The following is a 19132-nucleotide window of genomic DNA, read 5'->3' as shown; positions in this document are numbered from 1 at the left end:
AGCGCCAAAAAGTTTAGCGCTTTGTGGTAATTTATTTGTACTCGCCCAGCAGCTTATCTATCTTCTTTGCAGACTCGGCTATGCTGCTGATGTAAAGTGCCAGATCTTCTTCGGCGCTGCTGCATTCAAACTCCAGGCCGGCCAATGCCAGTTGTATGTTTGATAGCTGGTTGCGGATATCATGCCTTAGCCTTAAAAACTCTTCATCCTGCTCCGGATCCTGTCGCTCTTGGCCTGCCATAATTATTTCAGGTTAATGGCCTTCATCTTATTGTAAAGCGTTTTGCGGTCGATGTTTAAGATCTCGGCAGCTTTGGTCTTGTTAAAATTCACCTCGCGCAGCACACGTAAAATGGTTTCGTGCTCGGCGCCAAGGGCGGCATTTTTAAGGTCGTGTTTAGTGTCCTTTGTTTCGGCTGCGCCGGATGTTGATGATGCCGATGCCGATGAGCTTGCTTCCAACCCCGACACACGGTAGTTAGAGATCTCCAGCGGAAGGGTTTTCATGGCTATCTCGTTACCCTCGGTAAGCAAGGTAGCACGGCGTACCACGTTCTTCAACTCGCGGATGTTACCCTGCCAGCGGTAGTTCATAAAACACTCCACCACATCGGGCGAGAAACTGCTCACGTTACGGTCAAGCTCCTGGTTGGCTACTTTCAAAAAGTGCTCGGCCAGCATCATGATATCGTTACCCCTATCGCGCAATGGCGGCATAAATATGCTGAACTCATTAAAGCGATGGTAAAGATCCTCGCGGAAACGGCCTTTGTTGATGCCTTCCTGCAGGTTCTCGTTGGTAGCAATGATGATGCGCACATCCAGATCAATCTCTTTGGTGCTGCCTATACGTTTCACCTTGCGCTCCTGTACGGTACGCAGCAAAGCGGCCTGTATCTCGTACGACAGGTTACCCACCTCATCAAGGAAAAGGGTGCCACCGTTAGCCATTTCAAAATGGCCTATCTTGGTGTATAACGCACCGGTGAACGAGCCTTTCTCATGCCCGAAAAACTCACTTGCAGCCAGCTCTTTGGTTAACGATCCGCAGTCCATAGCCACAAAGGGCTGGTTGGCGCGGTGGCTGTTCATGTGTATGCTTTTAGCAACCGATTCTTTACCGGTGCCGCTTTCGCCTAATATGATAACGCTGTAATTAGTTGGTGCTACCAGCTCAATTTGCCTGTAAAGGTCTTTTGACGCCTTGCTGGTACCCACCACAAATTCGCCGGTTAAAACCTGCTTCTTAATTTCTTTAGGGGTAGCCGGCTTGGCCTGATTGGTATAATCTGCAGGTGCACTTTCCTGTAAGGCATACTGGGTTTCAATGGCCTTAGTAATGGTGATCAGGATCTCATCAGGATAAAGGGGCTTGGTGATATAATCATACGCGCCCATCTTTATCAGTTCAACGGCCATCTTAATATCAGAGTAGCCGGTTATAATAATTACACCGGTTTTTGGGTAAAGCGATTTAATGCTCTTCAGCATTTCGCGCCCATCGGTATCCTCAAGCCTGAAATCGCACAACACCAGGTCGTACTCTTCTTTTTTAAGGCATTCCATCCCCGCGCTGCCATTGGCGGCGGTACTTACTTCGAAGCCGTTACGGGTTAAAAATTTTGAGAGTAATAACCCTACGTTCACTTCATCGTCTATGATGAGTATTTTCTTCATATAGTACTAACTGGACCGGTAAATGTGATTGCTTGCATTAAGATACAAACATTGGCTAAGTTATTAGAATTATTCTTAATTAGTTAATTATAGGGAAAATTTGACGTTAAACAAAAAAAGGGAGACTGTTAAAGTCTCCCTTTTTCAATTGTTGTTGTTTTTATAGGATTATACTTTGCTTAGAAACCGTAAGCTAAACGCAGGCCCAGGAATTGAGCTTTGCTGTTTACGTTGCTTACAAAGTTGCTGGTTGATTCGTAACGGATACCTGCATCAATGAAGTTACCGCTTGCGCTAACCGGGAATTGAACACCAACTTGAGGAGCCCATACAAACGCAGTTGATTTATCATTGTAAACATCTTTGTTTAACAAGAACGCTGCACCAGCTTCACCTTGTACATAGAAGTTTTGTACAGGGAAGAATTTAAGACCAGCTTTAACCGGGATCAATTGAATGTTTGGAACATCAACACCTGCAATGGTTTTACCAAAGAAGTTGTTGAAACCAGCATTAACTGTTACGAACAATTGCTGAGCAACAGGAATGTCTGCCTGTACCGAACCACCAAGGTTCCATTTGTGGAAATCTTTGAAATCACCGATAGGGATACCTGTTTCAACACCAATGCTGTAGCGTATACCGCTGTTTGTAGTTGTAGTAGTAGAAGTAGTGGTTGGGGTTGTTTGAGCTTTAGCAGAGTATGATAAACCTGCGAATGCTAAAACTAATGCTGCGATTTTTAATGTACTTTTCATGATCATATTAAATTTAAGTATGTGCTGTTTCTCTTAAGCACGGGGCAAAGTAAAGCACCAAATAGTATTCGATTTTTCATCCTATTGTCACGATTATTCAATCGTTTGATTAACAACATTTTAATTTTGACTTTCAATGTTAATTAGTCAAACCAGTGTCAGAAAACGGTGAAATTGAGATGAAAAAGCAGGTTTCGGCAAGTTTATGGCTTAAAGTGTGGTTGACGCAAAAGCGATCGAATTAACATTTATCTAACACGAGTTAATATTATCTTAATGCATTTTTAAGCAGGCCTGATAAAGGTTCTTTTCCGGAAAATTCTGATTAATTTTAGATCATGGAATCTTATCACGTCCTTATCAGCTTTATAAATGATCTTTTTATAAGGGGGCTATTCATAAGCATCCTATCTGTGATTATTGCCGGTAAGCTTTTCAAAACTGATATACGCAATACTCTGGAAATTATGAGATGGGTAATGATTTCGTATGCAGTGTTAAACATTGGCAGATACGTATCAGACTTATTTGATCCTAAAGGTATATCTGATCTTTTTGATGAGGTCAATGGCCCGGATGTATATATGTTTTATCTGACAATAATACCTAATACGATATTTCCGCTGTCATTGCTGTTCAAAAAGGCCGGTCGCAATAAATATATGTTGCTGGCTATGTCGGTTCTCATGCATATTGGTTGGTTTGTTGAGTTTTGCGTTGTTTACAATTATGGGATCAAGACAGAAGAGCTTGTAGATCAACTTTACACCTACTTGTGGTTTTTGCTGCTGAAAGGCTTGTTAGTTGGCGGTATCATTAACGCCATAGGTAATGCAATAACAGCCTTCCAACGGCGGAGACTTAATGCGGGGCATTATTAGGATTTCTTTAAACTGCGTGATTACGAAGTGTGGAGACACATATAAAGCAAAAAAGACGCGAAGTATCGCGTCTCTACAATAATTGGTATCTCTTATTTCCCTGTAAAATTTGGCGGGCGTTTTTCTAAGAACGCTGATACACCCTCAACAAAATCGGGCGTGCCGAAGCATTTGCCAAACTCTTCTATCTCGGTAGTGTAACCGGTGGTGCTATCTGCAAGGCCGGCATTTACGGCGCGTATTGCTGCTGCTACAGCCAGCGGCGAGCGGGTGAGGATCTTGTTCATGATCTCTTCGGCTTTTAGCAGCAGGTCATCCAGAGAAACAACATGGTTCACCAAGCCTATCTGTAAAGCATCGGCTGCAGTAAGCATATCTGCCGTCATGATCATTTCAAGGGCTTTGCCACGGCCAACCAGTTGGGTAAGGCGCTGGGTGCCACCGTATCCGGGTATTAAACCCAGAGTAACTTCTGGCAGGCCCATTTTGGCATTATCAGACGCTACGCGGATGTGGCAGGCCATGGCCAGTTCCAGTCCGCCGCCTAAAGCAAAACCATTAACAGCCGCAATAACCGGCTTAGGCCCGTTGGCTATCAAATCAAAAACGGTGGTTTGCCCGCGTTGGGCAATCTCTTTACCGCCTTCGTAACCAAGGCCTTCAAACTCTACAATATCGGCACCGGCCACAAAGGCTTTTACACCTTTACCGGTAAGTATAATACCGCCAACGGCAGGGTCGGCAAAGGCTTTAGTAAATGCATCGTACAGTTCGGCAAGGGTAAAACGGTTTAAAGCGTTCAGCTTCTTTTCACGGTCTATAGTAATATAACGGATGCGACCGGTGGTTTCAACGGTAATGTGCTCAAATTCCATGGTATTAGTATTCGTTTTTAGAAATTACGGTGGGTGTGCACCCAATCGGTAATGTATTTTACAATATCCTGGGTGCTGGTACCCGGCGGGAAGAGTTCGCCCACACCCATTTGTTTCAGTTCGGCCATATCATCAGCCGGGATGATGCCCCCGCCTGTAAGCAAAACGTCGTCCATCTGTTTTTCTTTTATTAGGGCCAAAACTTTTGGAAAAACCGTCATGTGCGCGCCTGATAGTATGCTGATACCGATAGCATCAACATCCTCTTGCAAGGCCGTATTCACCACCATTTCGGGCGTTTGGCGCAGGCCGGTGTATATTACTTCCATACCGGCATCGCGCAGCGATGTAGCAATAATGCGCGCGCCACGGTCATGCCCGTCAAGGCCAACCTTGGCAACTAACACACGTATGGGTCGGTTAAACTGGCTCATAGCGATGATTGGTTTTGGTAAATGTAGGAAATTTTCTCTATGGCGTCATTGCGAGGAGCGACAGCGACGTGGCAATCCCCGATATGCAGAACCGCTCTGTAAGTCGGGGATTGCCACGCTAACGCTCGCAATGACGATTTCGTGAGAACGGTGTTGCCGCGTAGATTTTGCGAATAATTATTCGCAAAATTATTCGCAAAATTTTTCGCCGAACAGATAATCAATTGGTATTCAAGTGAAAGATTTTTCCATTCCACCGCAATTTTTTGCGATAACAGCTCATATATACGTACTTTTGCACCCTGTTACCAACATCATGAGCGAAGAAAGATCACTTAACTTTATAGAGGAAATTGTTGAAGAGGATTTGGCAGCCGGTAAAAACGGCGGCCGTGTTTTAACGCGTTTCCCGCCCGAGCCTAATGGCTATTTGCATATCGGGCACGCAAAATCTATCTGCCTTAACTTTGGCTTAGCCAAAAAATATAACGGACAAACCAACCTGCGTTTTGACGATACCAACCCTGTTAAAGAGGATGTGGAATACGTTGACAGCATTAAGGAAGATGTGAAATGGCTGGGCTTTGAATGGGCTAACGAGCTTTACGCATCAGACTATTTTGATAACCTGTATGATTTCGCTGTTCTGCTGATCCAAAAAGGTTTAGCTTATGTTGACGACAGCACAGCCGAAGAAATTGCCGCCCAAAAAGGTACACCAACCGAGCCGGGCAAAGGCAACCAATACCGCAACCGCAGCGTGGAAGAAAACCTGCAACTGTTTGCCGATATGAAGGATGGTAAGTATCCTGATGGCGCAAAGGTACTGCGTGCAAAGATTGATCTGGCATCGCCTAATATGCTGTTGCGCGACCCATTGATGTATCGCATTAAACACGCGCACCACCACCGCACAGGCGATAAATGGTGCATTTACCCAATGTATGATTTTGCCCACGGCCAAAGCGATGCTATTGAGGAGATAACCCACAGTATTTGTACGCTGGAGTTTGTGCCGCACCGTGCGCTGTATGATCTGTTTATAAAAGAACTTGAGATCTTCCCGAGCAAGCAGTACGAATTTGCACGCCTTAATTTGAACTATACCGTGATGAGCAAGCGCAAGCTGCTGCAACTGGTTGAGGATGGTTTTGTTGATGGTTGGGACGACCCGCGTATGCCGACTATCAGTGGTTTGCGCCGCCGTGGTTATACACCGGCCAGTATCCGCGAGTTTTGTGAGCGTATTGGTGTAGCCAAACGCGAGAATATGATAGATGTTGGTTTGCTGGAGTTTTGTATCCGCGAGGATCTGAACAAAACTGCATGGCGCCGTATGGCAGTGCTTGATCCGGTTAAACTGGTGATTGACAACTATGCTGAAGGCCAAACCGAGATACTACATGGAGAGAACAACCCCGAAGTTGAAGGTGGTGATGGCAGCCGTGAGATACCATTTGGTAAAGAGCTTTGGATAGAGCGCGAAGACTTTATGGAAGTTCCGCCTAAGAAATACTTCCGCCTGGGTATTGGCACCATGGTGCGTTTAAAAAATGCCTACATCATAAAAGGCGAAAGCGTTGTGAAAGATGCTGATGGCAACATCACCGAGATACACTGTACCTACATCCCCGAATCAAAAAGCGGCAGCGATACCAGCGGCATCAACGTGAAAGGTACCATCCACTGGATAAGCACCGAACACGCCAAAGAAGCCGAAGTGCGCATGTATGATCGCCTGTTCCAGGTAGAAGACCCAAGCAACGAGGACGGTGACTTTAAGGATTACATTAACCCTAACAGCCTGCAGATATTAGATAAGGTTTATATAGAGCCCGATCTGGCTAATGCGGTTGCCGGCAAACCTGTGCAGTTTATCCGCAAGGGTTACTTTACACTCGATAAAAACTCAACTGCCGGTAAGCTGGTGTTTAACCGCACCGTTACGCTTAAAGATGGCTGGGTGAAGAAATAATTCAGTTGATAAATGAAAGCCCCGATTGATATTCAATCGGGGCTTTTTTATATTCCACCCTGTCATTTCGAACAAGCGGCAGCGAGGAGAAATCTTCTACGCGCAGCACTTACGTAGCCAATCACACGTAGAAGATTTCTCGTCGCTCCCACGCTTTTGGGCCTACCCTCTGCTCACTCGAAATGACAGCTTTTTTTACACAAAATCCAACCCCTTAAACCCACTATTCAATACGCTGCTGTTATTTACATTAAGCCATTTATCCAATAATGTGGCGTACACATTCCTGAAATCGATCTCATATTTCAGGTCGCCGTTATCCAGTTGGGCCAGATTGGGGGCATTGTTGTAGATGCCTTGTTTTTTAAGCTTGCCGCCAAACAGCATTACATTGTTGGCTGTGCCGTGGTCGGTGCCGTTGCTGGCGTTTTGCTCAACGCGACGGCCGAATTCTGAGAAGGTCATCACCAGGGTATCATCAAGCTTGCCGGTTTGTTTCAGGTCTTTAACAAACGCTGCCACGGCATCGCCATAAATTTTCAACTGGCGGCCCTGTTGGTTTAACTGTGTAGTATGCGTATCAAAACCGCTTAGCGATACATAGTAAACTCTCGTTTTTAAACCCGAGTTGATGAACTTCGCCACACTTTTCAACTGACCGGCAAAAGCTGTTTGCGGGTACTGTGCAGTGGTGTTGTATGTTTTCGAGGTTTGCTGTATATAATTGGCCGATGAGTAGGTCTCTATCATGGTTTTGTACAAATAGCCCAGGTTATCCTCATTCAAATGCGCGTCGTGTTCATCTACCAGTTCTTTAAAGAATGGCTCGCGGGTGTTTTTATAAAGCTTGGCCGGATTTTGTACAGCAATACCTTTCATTTTGGCACCCTTCATGGCTAATGACAGGGTATCATCAACCTCAACGGCAGTGTATGGGTCTTTGTTAACGGCGCAGTTGGCATCAAGGTAACGGCCAATCCAACCAGTGGTTAAAAACTGGTCTGATGAGCTGCCCGTTTGCCAAATATCCATAGAACGGAAATGCGACCTATCGGGATTGGGGTAGCCTACCGAATTGATAATGCTCATCCAACCCTGGTCATAAAGTTCTTTTAGTGCCGAGAGATTGGGGTTAAGTGCCTGCATATCATTCAGCTTAACCAGTTCGGTGGGTTGTATGGCAATGGTATTACGTTTTTGGTAATAGATATCGTTGCCGTAAGGCACAATGGTATTCAAGCCGTCGTTACCGCCAGATAGCTGAATGATCACCAGGTTTTTAAACCCGCTCAGCTCGTTTGAAGCCATGGCCTCAAAGGGTTTCAGGAAAGATGGTATAAGAAACGCACCGGATGCCAGCGCACTGTTCTTTAAAAAATCGCGTCTTTTCATGGTTAGCACAATTGATATTCGGGGGTTGATACCAGTTCAACCACCATCGATTTAACATCAGCCGATTGTGTGATAACAGCTTTTAAACTATTGGTAATGGCGGGGGAAAGCAGCATATCAGCTATCTGTTCTTTCGTGGTCCCTTTAGGAATACCGGCAAGGAACTTATCCCAATCGGCAATGGTTTGGGCCTGCGTTTTAGCCTGCGGCTTGCGGTTAGGCATGGCCGCTAAAAACGCTTCGTCCTCTGGGTCGGCTTTGCCGTGGAAATCTATTACGCCATCGTTCAGCACAGTTGAAGGTATCTTCAGCCTCACCATCAGCGATGAGCTGTCTATCCAGTTTTTGCCCCCCGGCCAGCCGGCCACGTTTGGCGGATAAAATAATACCTGCCCCAAAGCGCGTTGAAACTGCATCATCACATCGGGGTTATTGTAGGTAATATAAAACTGGCGGTTAAGGCCTACGATCAGGTCGACCGGCGATTTAATGAGGTTGCCGGTATTGGCAGGCGCGTAAAACCAATCAGCAGTAAACACAAATTTTAATAACGGACTTATCTCGTAATTGCCTTTGTACAATACATCGGCCATGGCAGCAACGTGCGTTTTATCGGGCACATCATTTACCAGGTAGCGGTATAGTTTGGTGCAAAGGAAGGTAGCGGTCTGCTTTTTCTGCAGGAGTATATTGATGATGTCCTCGCCCTTAAAATTGCCGGTTTGGCCCATAAAGGTTTTACTGCCATCGTCATGCTGTTGGGCGCGGGTAACAAACTCGCCACGGTTATTAAAGCCCCAACCGGTAAAGCTGCGGGCCGATTCTTTGATATCCTGCTCGGTATAATTTCCACGGCCAATGGTAAAAAGCTCCATCAGCTCGCGGGCAAAATTCTCATTTGGGTGGCCTTTCTTGTTTTGTTGGTTGTTCAAAAACTGCAACATGGCCGGCGACTGCGAAACCTGCATCAGTAGGGTCTTAAAATTGCCCAAGGCATTATCGCGTTGTATATTGTTAAGCTGTTGAGCATACCATGGGTTTTGCGTGCGGCAGGCAAAATGATTATGCCAAAACAGGGCCATTTTCTCGCGCAACTGCGACTCAGTACTGCTCATCTGGTTGATCCAGGCAATGTTCAGGTCGCGCTCTAACTGGCGCTGCTGCTTCATAAACATTTTACGCGTAAGCGTATCTGCCTTGTCGGCTTTATCAGCCATCTTATAGTTAACATTCTCTGTGACCAGGGCAAGCGACTGCGACGTGGCCGATGACCGAAATAACTCATCCACTGCCTGTTTAACCGACAGCCTTTGGTAAACGGCCAGTTTATCTGCATTTAAGCCAAAGCCTGCCCTGGCATATAAATGCTTTATTTTCTCTAACTCGCTCATTGTTAAATAAGACAAAGCTGATGTTAATTGGTTTAACCGATAAGAAAATGCAATACCTTTGCCCTGATGATTTTCAGGCTTGATGAACGTTTGCTTTTTCCTGATCCGGCACTGGCCGAAGAGGATGGCCTGCTTGCTGTAGGCGGCGACCTCTCGGCAGAGCGTTTGTTGCTGGCCTACAGTAACGGCATCTTCCCTTGGTTTAGCGATGATGATCCTATATTGTGGTACTCGCCGCATGAGCGTTTTGTGCTTTTCCCCGGGGAGTTGCAGGTATCAAAATCAATGCGCAAGGTATTACGTTCAGATACTTTTAAAGTAACCTTTGATGAAGCTTTTGAACAGGTGATAGAACATTGCTCTGCCGCGCCCCGCGAAGGCCAAAATGGCACATGGATAACCACAGATATGAAAGCAGCTTACACCGGGCTGCATAAACTGGGCTTTGCACATTCTGTTGAAGTTTGGCAGGGAGATGCGTTGGTTGGCGGCCTCTACGGTGTACACGCCGGCAACGTATTTTGCGGCGAGAGCATGTTCAGCAAGGTAAGCAATGCCTCAAAGACTGCCCTGATATGGCTTTGTACGAATACCAATTACGGCTTAATAGATTGCCAGGTTTATACCGAGCATTTAGAGAGCCTTGGCGCACGTATGATTCCGCGCGAGGATTATATAAGCATACTGCATAATAACGCTTCTAAAGCTTAGCTTTGTACACAGATGGAGCAGGCTAACGTAAAAGAACGTGTGATATTGGGCATTGACCCCGGCACCGCCGTAATGGGCTACGGGTTGATACTGGAAAAGGGTAACAAGATGGAACTGATAAGCATGGGTGTAATAAAGCTTGATAAGCTTGATGACCACATGCTTAAATTGCAACGCATCTTTGAAAAAACGGTTGCCCTTATAGATAATTATAAACCCGATTGCCTTGCCATTGAAGCCCCGTTCTACGGCAAAAACATACAAGTGATGCTGAAGCTTGGGCGTGCACAGGGTATATGCATGGCTGCGGCGCTATCGCGCAGTATGGATGTAACTGAGTACTCTCCGCGTAAGATAAAGCAATCCATCACCGGTAATGGCAGCGCCACCAAAGAGCAGGTATCTGCCATGTTGCAAAACCTGCTTAAGTTTACCGAAACGCCCGACTTTCTGGATGCTACCGACGGCCTTGCCGTAGCGGTATGCCACTCTTTCCAAAAAATAATCACCAAGGCACCAAAAGGCGCAGCCAAGAGTAAAAGCAAAAAGAGCTACTCGGGCTGGGATACTTTTATAAAAGACAATGCCGACCGCGTAGTAAAAGGTGCTGCCAAATAATTACAGCAACATTGCGCGTACTTCCTGCCAGTTGTTTACACGTGTATCCCACTCGGTTTTGTGGTTGTGTGCCGCGGTAAACAATATACCTTTACCAATAAAGCCATTAAAATTGCGTACGTTATCATCGATCATGTAATCGGCGTTGATGATGCTTTTATCGCCACAGAAAACAATATTTTTCCAGGTGATGTATGGGAAATGTTCACCCAGCCAGGCCAGTTTTGGCAGCAGTGAGTTAGGGAACTCCATAGCAGCGGTAGTAAAGAAGATCTCGTACTGTTTGTGCAGATCGGCAATTACTTCTTTTGCTCCGGCTATAACGGGCAGGTCTTTAAAAAAATCATCATGAAAAACGTACTCGCGGATGCAGCCGTTGTGCTCGGGCTTAATCAGGTCTTCGATACGGGCAGAGTACAGTTGTTCGGGTGTAAATTCGATGGCGTAATCGCGGATGTACCATTCGCCAAACCGGGCCTGGGCATCCGCCACCACATCGTCCATGTCAATAGCTATTCGTTTCATGTTTCAAATATATCCTAATGTGGTTAGGAAATTATTAAGCGGGGGTAATTTTGAGGCAGATTCTTAAACCTTGCCCTCCGTGCTTCATTGCGAGGAAGCCGAAGGCGACGTGGCAATCCCCGATAGGCAGAGCCGCCCTGTAAGTAGGGGATTGCCACGCTACGCTCGCAATGACGAGGTTTAGATCGAAGCTCCTTCGTATCCCTAATCCATTAATAATTTGGATATAACAGCTATCCAATGTATTTTTGACGTTATTTATAATTAGTCTTAATATATCTGAATGACGCCTTTTAAAAAAGTTATCCTGTTTTGTCACCGCTGGCTGGGCTTTATCAGCGGGATAATTGTTTTTATAGTGAGCATTACGGGATGTATCTACTGCTTTCAAGACGAGATTCAGGATGCCATACACGCGCACCGCAAAGTTGAGGTACAGGATAAGCCTTACATACAGCCGTCGCAGCTGGTAACTATCGTAAAAAATAAATACCCTAAGGCCGATGCCAGTTTTATATACTATTACGGTAAAGACAGGCCCGCCATGGCCCTCACCACCATGGGTAACGATGGCTTCCACAGCATTTACATGAACCCTTACAGCGGGCAGATAACCTATGAGGAAGACCTGCAGAGCAACTTTTTTGTGGTGGTTGAGTACATACACCTGTACCTGCTGCTGCCGCCTGCTATTGGCCAGTGGGTAGTAGGCATATCGGTTATTATTTTTATGGTGATCATGGTAACCGGCCTGGTGTTGTGGTGGCCAAAACGCAAAAGCGACCGCAAACGCAGCTTCACCGTTAAGTGGGGTGGTCGCTGGCGCCGTGTTAACTATGACCTGCATAATGTGCTTGGTTTTTACGCCACTTCCATCGCCTTGATACTGAGCATCACAGGGCTTGCTATTGCTTTTGAACCGGTAAGCAAAGGCATTTATAATATTGCCAACGTAGGCCGCAACATTAAATATGAGGATGAAGTGAGCGAACCCAAATCAGACTCGCTTAAGCGCAGCGGCCTGGCTAAACAACCGGTTATTGATATAGCTCTTGCGCATGCCAGGCAGCAATCGCCAAATGCGCAGATGTTTTTGATCCATAACGATCCGGCAGTATCCGGTGCTATAGGTGTGGGTGCCTACCCTAAAACTCTGCGTTATGCAGGTGCCAGCGGATACGAGTTTGATAAGTACAATGGCAAGCTTTTAAAAACCTATGCTATTGAAAAGAAAAGCCCCGGCCTTAAACTCAACGAGATGAATTACGATATCCATGTTGGGCAGATAGGCGGCCTCACTACAAAGATCATCGCTTTTTTGGCCAGTTTAATATGCGCAAGTTTGCCTGTTACAGGCTTTATCATCTGGCTGGGTAAACGCAATAAATCAAAATCTAAAGGCAGTAAAACCCGCAAAGCAGTGCATCATAAAACCCATAAGAGGCAATTGCAGGCCGGGGTGTAGTAGCCCAAAACACGCGTCATTGCGAGGAGCGCCAGCGACGTGGCAATCCACTACTTACAGGGGATGATGATGCTCGCTCTAAATGACAATCTTATAAATTACTTTAAGCCTCTCGCCCTTGGAGAGGGGTTTGGAGAGAGGCCCACAAAAAAGCCGGTAGCTATTCAACTACCGGCTTTTGTATTATCTCAAAGCTTTTTATCTCACGTCCGTAACATCAACCGTAAATACAAGCACCGAATTGGCCGGAATGCCTGCACCGGGAGACCTGTTGCCATAAGCTAATGCAGATGGGATGATAAGCAATATGCGGCTATCTTCTTTGGCGTGCAGCAAGCCGAGTTTCCAACCAGGTATCACGTTTCCTGACATTGAGAAAGTGAATGCTGCGCCGGTATCAAACTGCGAGCCGTTTAATAGCTTGCCAATATAGTTTACCGTAAGCGTATTAGTGGGCGTAATTGCTGCACCATTGCCCTCTGTTATTACCTGGTAATAAACACCGTTAGCGTCTTTAGTTGCCGTTATGTTCGGGTTTGCCTGCAAGTAAGCTTGTATGGCAGCTTCATCTTTTACCGCCTGCGCAGCAGGATCAAAATTATCTTTGTCTTTAGAGCACGAGGCAAATACAGCCACCAGCAGGGTTAATATCAGTAAGTGTTTTTTCATGTAATGATTAACGCAGCAAACTACGCTGGTGATACAGTAGACTTGATTTTTAATTCGGTCATTTGTGCATCAGCAATGGTTGAAGGTGAATCTATCATGATATCGCGGCCCGAGTTGTTCTTAGGGAACGCAATTACATCGCGGATAGAATCTAAGCCTGCAAAGATCGATGCCAGCCTGTCAAAACCAAATGCGATACCACCATGCGGCGGGGCACCGTACTCAAAAGCATCCATCAAAAAGCCGAATTGCTTTTGCGCTTCTTCCTTAGAGAAACCAAGGTGCTTAAACATCAGCGATTGCAGTTCACGATCATGGATACGGATAGAGCCACCGCCAATTTCGGTACCGTTGATCACAAGGTCATACGCATTAGCACGTACTTCGCCAGGTTTGGTATCCAACAGGGCAATATCCTCTGGTTTTGGCGAAGTGAACGGGTGGTGCATAGCGTGGTAACGCTCACTTTCCTCATCCCACTCTAACAGCGGGAAATCAATAACCCAAAGTGGCGAGAATTTATTTTTATCGCGTAAACCCAAACGGCCGCCCATCTCAAGGCGAAGCTCATTCAATTGCTTACGTACTTTATCAGTAGGGCCGGCAAGTATCAGGATCAGATCGCCTTTTTCTGTTTCAAAAGCAGCAGACCATTTAGCCAGTTCTTCTTCGTTAAAGAATTTATCAACCGATGATTTGATGGTGCCGTCATCATTATGGCGGGCGTATATCAAGCCTGTAGCGCCAATTTGCGGGCGTTTTACAAAGTCGGTAAGTTCATCTAATTGCTTTCGGGTATAAGCAGCGCATCCTTTTGCGTTGATACCTACAACAAGCTCAGCGTTATCAAACACTCCAAAGCCTTTGCCTTTTACAATATCATTCAGTTCAACAAACTGCATCCCAAAGCGGGTATCAGGTTTATCAGAACCGTATAAACGGGCTGCATCAGCATATTGCATGCGAGGGAAACTATCCAGCTCAACACCTTTTACCGTGCGGAACAAATGGCGGGTAAGGCCTTCAAATATGTTCAGGATATCTTCTTGGGTTACAAATGATAGCTCACAATCTATCTGGGTAAACTCAGGCTGGCGATCAGCACGTAAGTCTTCATCCCTAAAACATTTTACGATCTGGAAATAACGGTCAAAGCCGCTTACCATCAGTAATTGCTTAAAGGTTTGCGGCGATTGTGGCAGGGCGTAAAACTCGCCGGGGTTTGTGCGGCTTGGTACCACAAAGTCGCGTGCACCCTCAGGTGTCGATTTGATCAGCACCGGGGTTTCTACCTCAATGAAATCAAGATCTGAAAGGTACTTGCGTACTTCCTGCGCCATTTTACTGCGCATAACCAGGTTGTTACGGATAGGGTTACGGCGTAAGTCGAGGTAACGGTATTTGGCACGTAGCTCTTCGCCGCCGTCGGTCTCATCTTCTATCAGGAAAGGCGGAATTTTAGCCGCGTTTAAAACCTCAAGCTCGGTAACAGCTATCTCAATTTCGCCGGTAGGTATTTTAAGGTTCTTGTTAGAGCGCTCTAAAACCTTACCGGTAACTTTTATCACAAACTCGCGACCAAGATCACGGCCTGCCTCACGCAGTTTCTCGTCTGTTTCGGTGTTAAAAACCAGCTGGGTTAAACCATAACGGTCGCGCACGTCAATAAACGTGGTGCCGCCCAGGTCACGTGATTTTTGCACCCATCCGCAAAGCGTAACGGTTTCGCCCAAGTTGGCAATATGTAATTGTCCGCAAGTGTGTGTTCTTAGCATAGCGTTATTTGTAAATCCCGCAAAAGTACTGTTTTGAGGTTAAAGGTTAAAGCATTAAGGTAAAAGCTTGCCGATAATTATTAATGCTTATTTATGCAGGGTCTGTGCGGCACCCGGCATAGCGGACATCCCGATAAAAATAGCAACGCTGACAAAAAGCAGAAAGAACATAAAAAAGCGCAGGTCCTTAGCATCGCGCCCAGGCTTTAACACCAATATTTGAAACGGCTCTACAAACAGCATTAACAGTGCAAACACAGCAGCAAAGCCCAGTGCAGAACGTGTGCCAATGCCGCCGATAACTATACCGCCGCCGCTGAGCAGCCCCCGCTGGTCATACAAAAAGAATAAATTCCAGATAACCACAAAGGCAATGGCTGCAGATGTTTTAATGGCAAAACCGGTGCTTTGGCGCGCTATCTCCACTTCGGCTTTAAGCTGGGGGCTTGCAGCTTCCATATTATTTAAAAATCCGGTGGAAGCTATCTGCGCAATAACATCTGAACCTAATGAGCGGAATATGATCTCTTTGTTGTATTGGCCTACCGTATGGTTAATACGCACCCCGCCGCCTATACCGGCAGGCGTTACAGAGATAACATCTGAAGGCAGAAATACATATCTCCCCATTATGGAAGCCCTTAGCTCCAGTTTATCTTTACTTACTATGAGCTTCATGAACGGGCCCGACATTCTTACGTTGCCTATGTTACCGCCGCCTGTTATACTTATTTCGGGATTATTCATTTAGATAAGATCGGTTTGTTAAACATAATAAATAGCAATCAAATTAACCCGAATTGCCTTAAAATCTTACCTTTGTATCCTCAAAAATTAGGAATATATAATGTTTGAAAATCTTTCGGATAAACTGGACAGGGCCTTTAAGGTACTGAAGGGCCAGGGATCAATAACAGAAATTAACGTGGCCGAAACCATGAAGGAGATACGCAAAGCCCTTCTGGATGCCGACGTAAACTATAAAACTGCCAAAACATTTACAGATGATGTAAGGCAAAAAGCAATGGGCGAGAATGTATTAACTACTATTTCGCCGGGCCAGTTGCTTACCAAGCTGATGAACGATGAGCTCACCGCTTTAATGGGTGGCACCACATCTGAGCTTGATTTGAAAGCATCGCCAACCATTATCCTGATAGCAGGTTTGAACGGTGCGGGTAAAACTACTTTTACCGGTAAACTGGCCCACTTCCTTAAAACGCAAAAAAGCAAAAAGCCTTTACTGGTTGCCGATGACGTTTACCGCCCTGCGGCGATAGACCAGCTGGAAGTATTGGGCCAGCAGATAGGTATCCCGGTTTATGCCAACCGAGAAAGCAACGACCCTGTGGCTATTGCCAAAGAAGGTATTGCGCAGGCCAAACAGAATGGTAACAACGTAGTCATCATTGATACCGCCGGCCGTTTAGCTATTGACGAGGCCATGATGGTGGAGATTGAGAACGTTAAGGCTGCTACCAACCCGCACGAGATCTTATTCGTGGTGGATTCAATGACCGGCCAGGATGCCGTGAATACTGCTAAGGTATTCAACGATCGTTTGGACTTTACCGGTGTTGTATTAACCAAGCTGGATGGTGATACCCGCGGTGGTGCTGCGTTATCAATCAAATCTGTTGTTAACAAGCCTATCAAATTCATAGGTACAGGCGAGAAGATGGAAGCATTGGATGTTTTCCACCCTGATCGTATGGCATCACGTATCCTGGGTATGGGCGATGTGGTATCATTGGTAGAGCGCGCGCAACAACAATTTGATGAGAAACAGGCTGCTGAGCTTCAGAAAAAGATCCGCAAGAATAAATTCGACTTTAACGATTTCTACGGGCAGATACAACAGATCAAGAAAATGGGTAACATGAAAGATCTTGTTGGTATGATACCGGGTGTTGGTAAAATGATGAAAGATGTTGAGGTGGGCGATGATGCGTTTAAAGGCATAGAAGCTATCATCCAATCCATGACGGCTAAAGAGAAGGAAAACCCTGACCTGATAAACCAGAGCCGCCGCCAGCGTATTGCAAAAGGCTCGGGCACGGATATCAACGAGGTTAACCGCCTGATGAAGCAGTTTGACGATATGCGCAAAGTGATGAAACAAATGAGCAACCCTGCAGCCATGGCACAAATGATGCGCAGGATGCCGAAAATGTAAAGCGAAGCCCCCTAACCCCCTGAAGGGGGAATAGAAGATACAATTAAAAAGCCCGGACAGTTGTTCGGGCTTTCTTGTTAAATCTTATTGCCGTCGCGAGATTAGCGCAGCGCATCTCGTGACACGGCATGCGGGAAGTTTTCAACTTCCGTCAGCTGAAAGCTGACACCATGCTTAGGCACGAGCTGGAAGCTCGCGCCGGCAACATACAATATATTTTATGCATTAAACGCTTCGAGCGCTTTCTCTATTCTGATGATGGTTTCGCTTTCGCCGAGCAGTTTGGCTATATCAAAAACGTGCGGGCCAAATTTGCCGCCGACAAGCATTATGCGGAATGGCAGCATTACATCGCCTGCTTTTAAACCTTTTTCTTCCGCAAGGGCTTTAAATTTAGCCTCAAGCTCTGCAGAATCAAAAGTCTCAGGTGAACTTAGTATGCTGATAAACGCGTTAAAGAAATCGGCTTTAGCATCCGTCCATTTTGGTTTAACCGCGTTTAGATCGTACTCTGCCGGTTGCTGGAAGAAATAGGCTGATTGCTGATAGAAATCCTCAAGCAATACACAACGCTCTTTTACCAGGTCTATCACTTTAAGCAGGTAAGCTTCGTCTTTTATCACGATACCTTTAGCTTTCAGTATCTCCCAAACTTTTAATTTCAGGCTCTCAGCATCCGACTTTTTGATCCACTCGGCGTTATACCATTTGGCTTTTTCAAAATCGAACTTTGCGCCGGCCTTGCTGATACGCTCGATAGAGAATTTCTCTATTAGTTCATCCAATGAGAAGATCTCCTGGTCGGTACCATCGTTCCAGCCTAACATAGCCAGTAAGTTCAGGAATGCCTCAGGCAGGAAACCTAACTCGCGGAAACCCGGGGTTAGTTCGCCGGTTTTATTATCCTGCCAGTTCATGGCATATACAGGGAAGCCCAGGCGTGCGCCATCGCGTTTGCTTAGCTTGCCGTGGCCATCCGGTTTTAGTATCAGTGGTAGGTGCGCCCATGCAGGCATATCGGCTTCCCAACCCAGTACTTTCCAAAGCAAGATGTGAACGGGTGCGCTCGGCAACCATTCTTCGCCACGGAAAGCGTGTGTTATCTTCATCAGGTAATCGTCAACCACCACGGCAAGGTGATAGGTTGGCATACCATCGGCTTTTAGCAATACTTTATCATCAACCAGGTTGCTATCAAAAGTCACGTGGCCGCGTATCAGGTCATCGAAACCAATGGTCTCGTTCTCCGGCATTTTTATGCGGATCACATGCGGTGTGCCGTCATGCAATAGTTTCTCCACCTCGTGTAATGGCAGGCTCAAAGAGTTGCGCATTTCCCGGCGGTAGGCATGGCCATATTGGAAGTTAGGGATGTCCTTGCGTTTCTGCTCCAGCTCTTCTGATGTATCAAAAGCATAATAAGCATGGCCGTTCTCAACCAGGCGCTCGGCGTATTCGCGGTAAAGCGGTTTGCGCTCGCTTTGGCGGTATGGCGCAAAAGGGCCGCCTACAACAGGGCTTTCATCGGGGATAAGGCCGCACCATTTAAGGCAATCCATAATGTATTGCTCGGCGCCTTCAACGTAGCGGGTTTGGTCGGTATCTTCAATACGTAACACAAAATCGCCGCCGTGCTTTTTGGCAAACAGGTAATTGAATAAAACGGTACGCACGCCGCCAAGGTGTAAACCACCTGTAGGGCTCGGTGCAAAACGGACTCTGACTTTTTTATCTGACATTGCGTGGCAAAGATACTCCTATTTGCCCTAAGCCAAAACTTTGATGTTAAATGTGATAGTAAATTGATGTC

Annotated in this window: 18 protein-coding genes; 6 read left to right on the top strand and 12 right to left on the bottom strand. The window is 46.1% G+C overall.

The genetic code is table 11. From position 1 onward, the window contains the following. Positions 1–31: 31 nt before the first annotated feature. From D0C36_RS13180 to D0C36_RS13170, 3 genes are all read right to left on the bottom strand, one after another. On the bottom strand, positions 32–241 hold the full coding sequence (locus D0C36_RS13180; RefSeq protein WP_117392088.1) for a histidine kinase: 210 nt from the start codon (positions 239–241) through the stop codon (positions 32–34). A 2-nt stretch (positions 242–243) separates the two neighbouring features. Next, positions 244–1677 carry a sigma-54-dependent transcriptional regulator gene (locus D0C36_RS13175; protein ID WP_117392087.1) on the bottom strand — a complete coding sequence of 478 codons (1434 nt, stop codon included), beginning with the start codon at positions 1675–1677 and terminating at the stop codon, positions 244–246. A 179-nt stretch (positions 1678–1856) separates the two neighbouring features. After that, on the bottom strand, positions 1857–2435 hold the full coding sequence (locus tag D0C36_RS13170) for a hypothetical protein (RefSeq protein WP_117392750.1): 579 nt from the start codon (positions 2433–2435) through the stop codon (positions 1857–1859). A gap of 338 nt (positions 2436–2773) precedes the next feature. On the opposite strand from D0C36_RS13170, the gene D0C36_RS13165 reads away from it, so the two are divergent. Further along, the gene (locus tag D0C36_RS13165) at positions 2774–3316 is read left to right on the top strand and encodes a hypothetical protein (RefSeq protein ID WP_117392086.1); all 543 of its coding nucleotides are present in this window, start codon (positions 2774–2776) and stop codon (positions 3314–3316) included. A 92-nt stretch (positions 3317–3408) separates the two neighbouring features. Here D0C36_RS13165 and D0C36_RS13160 read toward each other — a convergent pair whose 3' ends face one another. Together D0C36_RS13160 and D0C36_RS13155 are read right to left on the bottom strand one after the other, a co-directional pair. Then, a complete protein-coding gene (locus D0C36_RS13160) occupies positions 3409–4191 on the bottom strand; it encodes an enoyl-CoA hydratase/isomerase family protein (protein ID WP_117392085.1) in 783 nt (260 codons plus the stop codon). A gap of 17 nt (positions 4192–4208) precedes the next feature. After that, a complete protein-coding gene (locus D0C36_RS13155; protein WP_117392084.1) occupies positions 4209–4625 on the bottom strand; it encodes a cobalamin B12-binding domain-containing protein in 417 nt (138 codons plus the stop codon). A gap of 316 nt (positions 4626–4941) precedes the next feature. Here D0C36_RS13155 and D0C36_RS13150 point away from each other — a divergent pair, with 316 nt between their 5' ends. After that, complete coding sequence (locus tag D0C36_RS13150) at positions 4942–6600, top strand: glutamine--tRNA ligase/YqeY domain fusion protein (protein ID WP_199502017.1); 1659 nt, start codon at positions 4942–4944, stop codon at positions 6598–6600. A 195-nt stretch (positions 6601–6795) separates the two neighbouring features. On the opposite strand, the gene D0C36_RS13145 is transcribed toward D0C36_RS13150, so the two are convergent. Together D0C36_RS13145 and D0C36_RS13140 are read right to left on the bottom strand one after the other, a co-directional pair. Beyond that, the gene (locus D0C36_RS13145; RefSeq protein WP_117392083.1) at positions 6796–7992 is read right to left on the bottom strand and encodes a DUF1501 domain-containing protein; all 1197 of its coding nucleotides are present in this window, start codon (positions 7990–7992) and stop codon (positions 6796–6798) included. Positions 7993–7994: 2 nt separating this feature from the next. Next, positions 7995–9383 (bottom strand): DUF1800 domain-containing protein, encoded by a 1389-nt coding sequence (locus D0C36_RS13140; RefSeq protein WP_117392082.1) that lies wholly within the window; start codon positions 9381–9383, stop codon positions 7995–7997. 66 nt (positions 9384–9449) lie between these two features. Here D0C36_RS13140 and aat point away from each other — a divergent pair, with 66 nt between their 5' ends. Next, the gene (aat, locus tag D0C36_RS13135; RefSeq protein ID WP_117392081.1) at positions 9450–10094 is read left to right on the top strand and encodes a leucyl/phenylalanyl-tRNA--protein transferase; all 645 of its coding nucleotides are present in this window, start codon (positions 9450–9452) and stop codon (positions 10092–10094) included. Between the two features lie 12 nt (positions 10095–10106). Next, entirely contained in the window at positions 10107–10712 is a 606-nt protein-coding gene (gene ruvC, locus D0C36_RS13130; RefSeq protein ID WP_117392080.1) for a crossover junction endodeoxyribonuclease RuvC, read from the top strand. Here ruvC and D0C36_RS13125 read toward each other — a convergent pair whose 3' ends face one another. Further along, positions 10713–11237 carry a 5' nucleotidase, NT5C type gene (locus D0C36_RS13125; protein WP_117392079.1) on the bottom strand — a complete coding sequence of 175 codons (525 nt, stop codon included), beginning with the start codon at positions 11235–11237 and terminating at the stop codon, positions 10713–10715. 283 nt (positions 11238–11520) lie between these two features. On the opposite strand from D0C36_RS13125, the gene D0C36_RS13120 reads away from it, so the two are divergent. Continuing rightward, entirely contained in the window at positions 11521–12702 is a 1182-nt protein-coding gene (locus D0C36_RS13120) for a PepSY-associated TM helix domain-containing protein (RefSeq protein ID WP_117392078.1), read from the top strand. Positions 12703–12900: 198 nt separating this feature from the next. Here D0C36_RS13120 and D0C36_RS13115 read toward each other — a convergent pair whose 3' ends face one another. The 3 genes from D0C36_RS13115 to D0C36_RS13105 all read right to left on the bottom strand — a co-directional run bounded on the left by D0C36_RS13115 (position 12901) and on the right by D0C36_RS13105 (position 15893). Next, complete coding sequence (locus D0C36_RS13115; RefSeq protein ID WP_117392077.1) at positions 12901–13371, bottom strand: FKBP-type peptidyl-prolyl cis-trans isomerase; 471 nt, start codon at positions 13369–13371, stop codon at positions 12901–12903. A 20-nt stretch (positions 13372–13391) separates the two neighbouring features. Next, positions 13392–15146, bottom strand: coding sequence for an aspartate--tRNA ligase (gene aspS / locus D0C36_RS13110; RefSeq protein ID WP_117392076.1), 1755 nt, complete (start codon positions 15144–15146; stop codon positions 13392–13394). A gap of 87 nt (positions 15147–15233) precedes the next feature. Continuing rightward, complete coding sequence (locus tag D0C36_RS13105; protein ID WP_117392075.1) at positions 15234–15893, bottom strand: hypothetical protein; 660 nt, start codon at positions 15891–15893, stop codon at positions 15234–15236. Positions 15894–15993: 100 nt separating this feature from the next. On the opposite strand from D0C36_RS13105, the gene ffh reads away from it, so the two are divergent. Continuing rightward, positions 15994–17322, top strand: a complete 1329-nt coding sequence (gene ffh / locus D0C36_RS13100) for a signal recognition particle protein (protein WP_117392074.1) — start codon at positions 15994–15996, stop codon at positions 17320–17322. Positions 17323–17540: 218 nt separating this feature from the next. Here the strand turns inward: ffh and gltX are convergent, their stop codons facing one another. Beyond that, positions 17541–19061: a glutamate--tRNA ligase gene (gene gltX, locus D0C36_RS13095; protein WP_117392073.1), complete on the bottom strand. Its 1521-nt coding sequence runs from the start codon at positions 19059–19061 to the stop codon at positions 17541–17543. Positions 19062–19132: the final 71 nt, after the last annotated feature.

Origin of the sequence: Mucilaginibacter conchicola (assembly GCF_003432115.1) — a bacterium.
Lineage (GTDB): Bacteria > Bacteroidota > Bacteroidia > Sphingobacteriales > Sphingobacteriaceae > Mucilaginibacter > Mucilaginibacter conchicola.
Note: the sequence above shows the minus strand (reverse complement) of the source record. Positions and strands in the feature narration are given on the sequence as shown.

Bases quoted from the DNA above. Each gene is read 5' to 3' on its own strand.
- D0C36_RS13180 (WP_117392088.1), bottom strand. From the start codon at position 241: ATGGCAGGCCAAGAGCGACAGGATCCGGAGCAGGATGAAGAGTTTTTA.
- D0C36_RS13175 (WP_117392087.1), bottom strand. From the start codon at position 1,677: ATGAAGAAAATACTCATCATAGACGATGAAGTGAACGTAGGGTTATTA.
- D0C36_RS13170 (WP_117392750.1), bottom strand. From the start codon at position 2,435: ATGAAAAGTACATTAAAAATCGCAGCATTAGTTTTAGCATTCGCAGGT.
- D0C36_RS13165 (WP_117392086.1), top strand. From the start codon at position 2,774: ATGGAATCTTATCACGTCCTTATCAGCTTTATAAATGATCTTTTTATA.
- D0C36_RS13160 (WP_117392085.1), bottom strand. From the start codon at position 4,191: ATGGAATTTGAGCACATTACCGTTGAAACCACCGGTCGCATCCGTTAT.
- D0C36_RS13155 (WP_117392084.1), bottom strand. From the start codon at position 4,625: ATGAGCCAGTTTAACCGACCCATACGTGTGTTAGTTGCCAAGGTTGGC.
- D0C36_RS13150 (WP_199502017.1), top strand. From the start codon at position 4,942: ATGAGCGAAGAAAGATCACTTAACTTTATAGAGGAAATTGTTGAAGAG.
- D0C36_RS13145 (WP_117392083.1), bottom strand. From the start codon at position 7,992: ATGAAAAGACGCGATTTTTTAAAGAACAGTGCGCTGGCATCCGGTGCG.
- D0C36_RS13140 (WP_117392082.1), bottom strand. From the start codon at position 9,383: ATGAGCGAGTTAGAGAAAATAAAGCATTTATATGCCAGGGCAGGCTTT.
- aat (WP_117392081.1), top strand. From the start codon at position 9,450: ATGATTTTCAGGCTTGATGAACGTTTGCTTTTTCCTGATCCGGCACTG.
- ruvC (WP_117392080.1), top strand. From the start codon at position 10,107: ATGGAGCAGGCTAACGTAAAAGAACGTGTGATATTGGGCATTGACCCC.
- D0C36_RS13125 (WP_117392079.1), bottom strand. From the start codon at position 11,237: ATGAAACGAATAGCTATTGACATGGACGATGTGGTGGCGGATGCCCAG.
- D0C36_RS13120 (WP_117392078.1), top strand. From the start codon at position 11,521: ATGACGCCTTTTAAAAAAGTTATCCTGTTTTGTCACCGCTGGCTGGGC.
- D0C36_RS13115 (WP_117392077.1), bottom strand. From the start codon at position 13,371: ATGAAAAAACACTTACTGATATTAACCCTGCTGGTGGCTGTATTTGCC.
- aspS (WP_117392076.1), bottom strand. From the start codon at position 15,146: ATGCTAAGAACACACACTTGCGGACAATTACATATTGCCAACTTGGGC.
- D0C36_RS13105 (WP_117392075.1), bottom strand. From the start codon at position 15,893: ATGAATAATCCCGAAATAAGTATAACAGGCGGCGGTAACATAGGCAAC.
- ffh (WP_117392074.1), top strand. From the start codon at position 15,994: ATGTTTGAAAATCTTTCGGATAAACTGGACAGGGCCTTTAAGGTACTG.
- gltX (WP_117392073.1), bottom strand. From the start codon at position 19,061: ATGTCAGATAAAAAAGTCAGAGTCCGTTTTGCACCGAGCCCTACAGGT.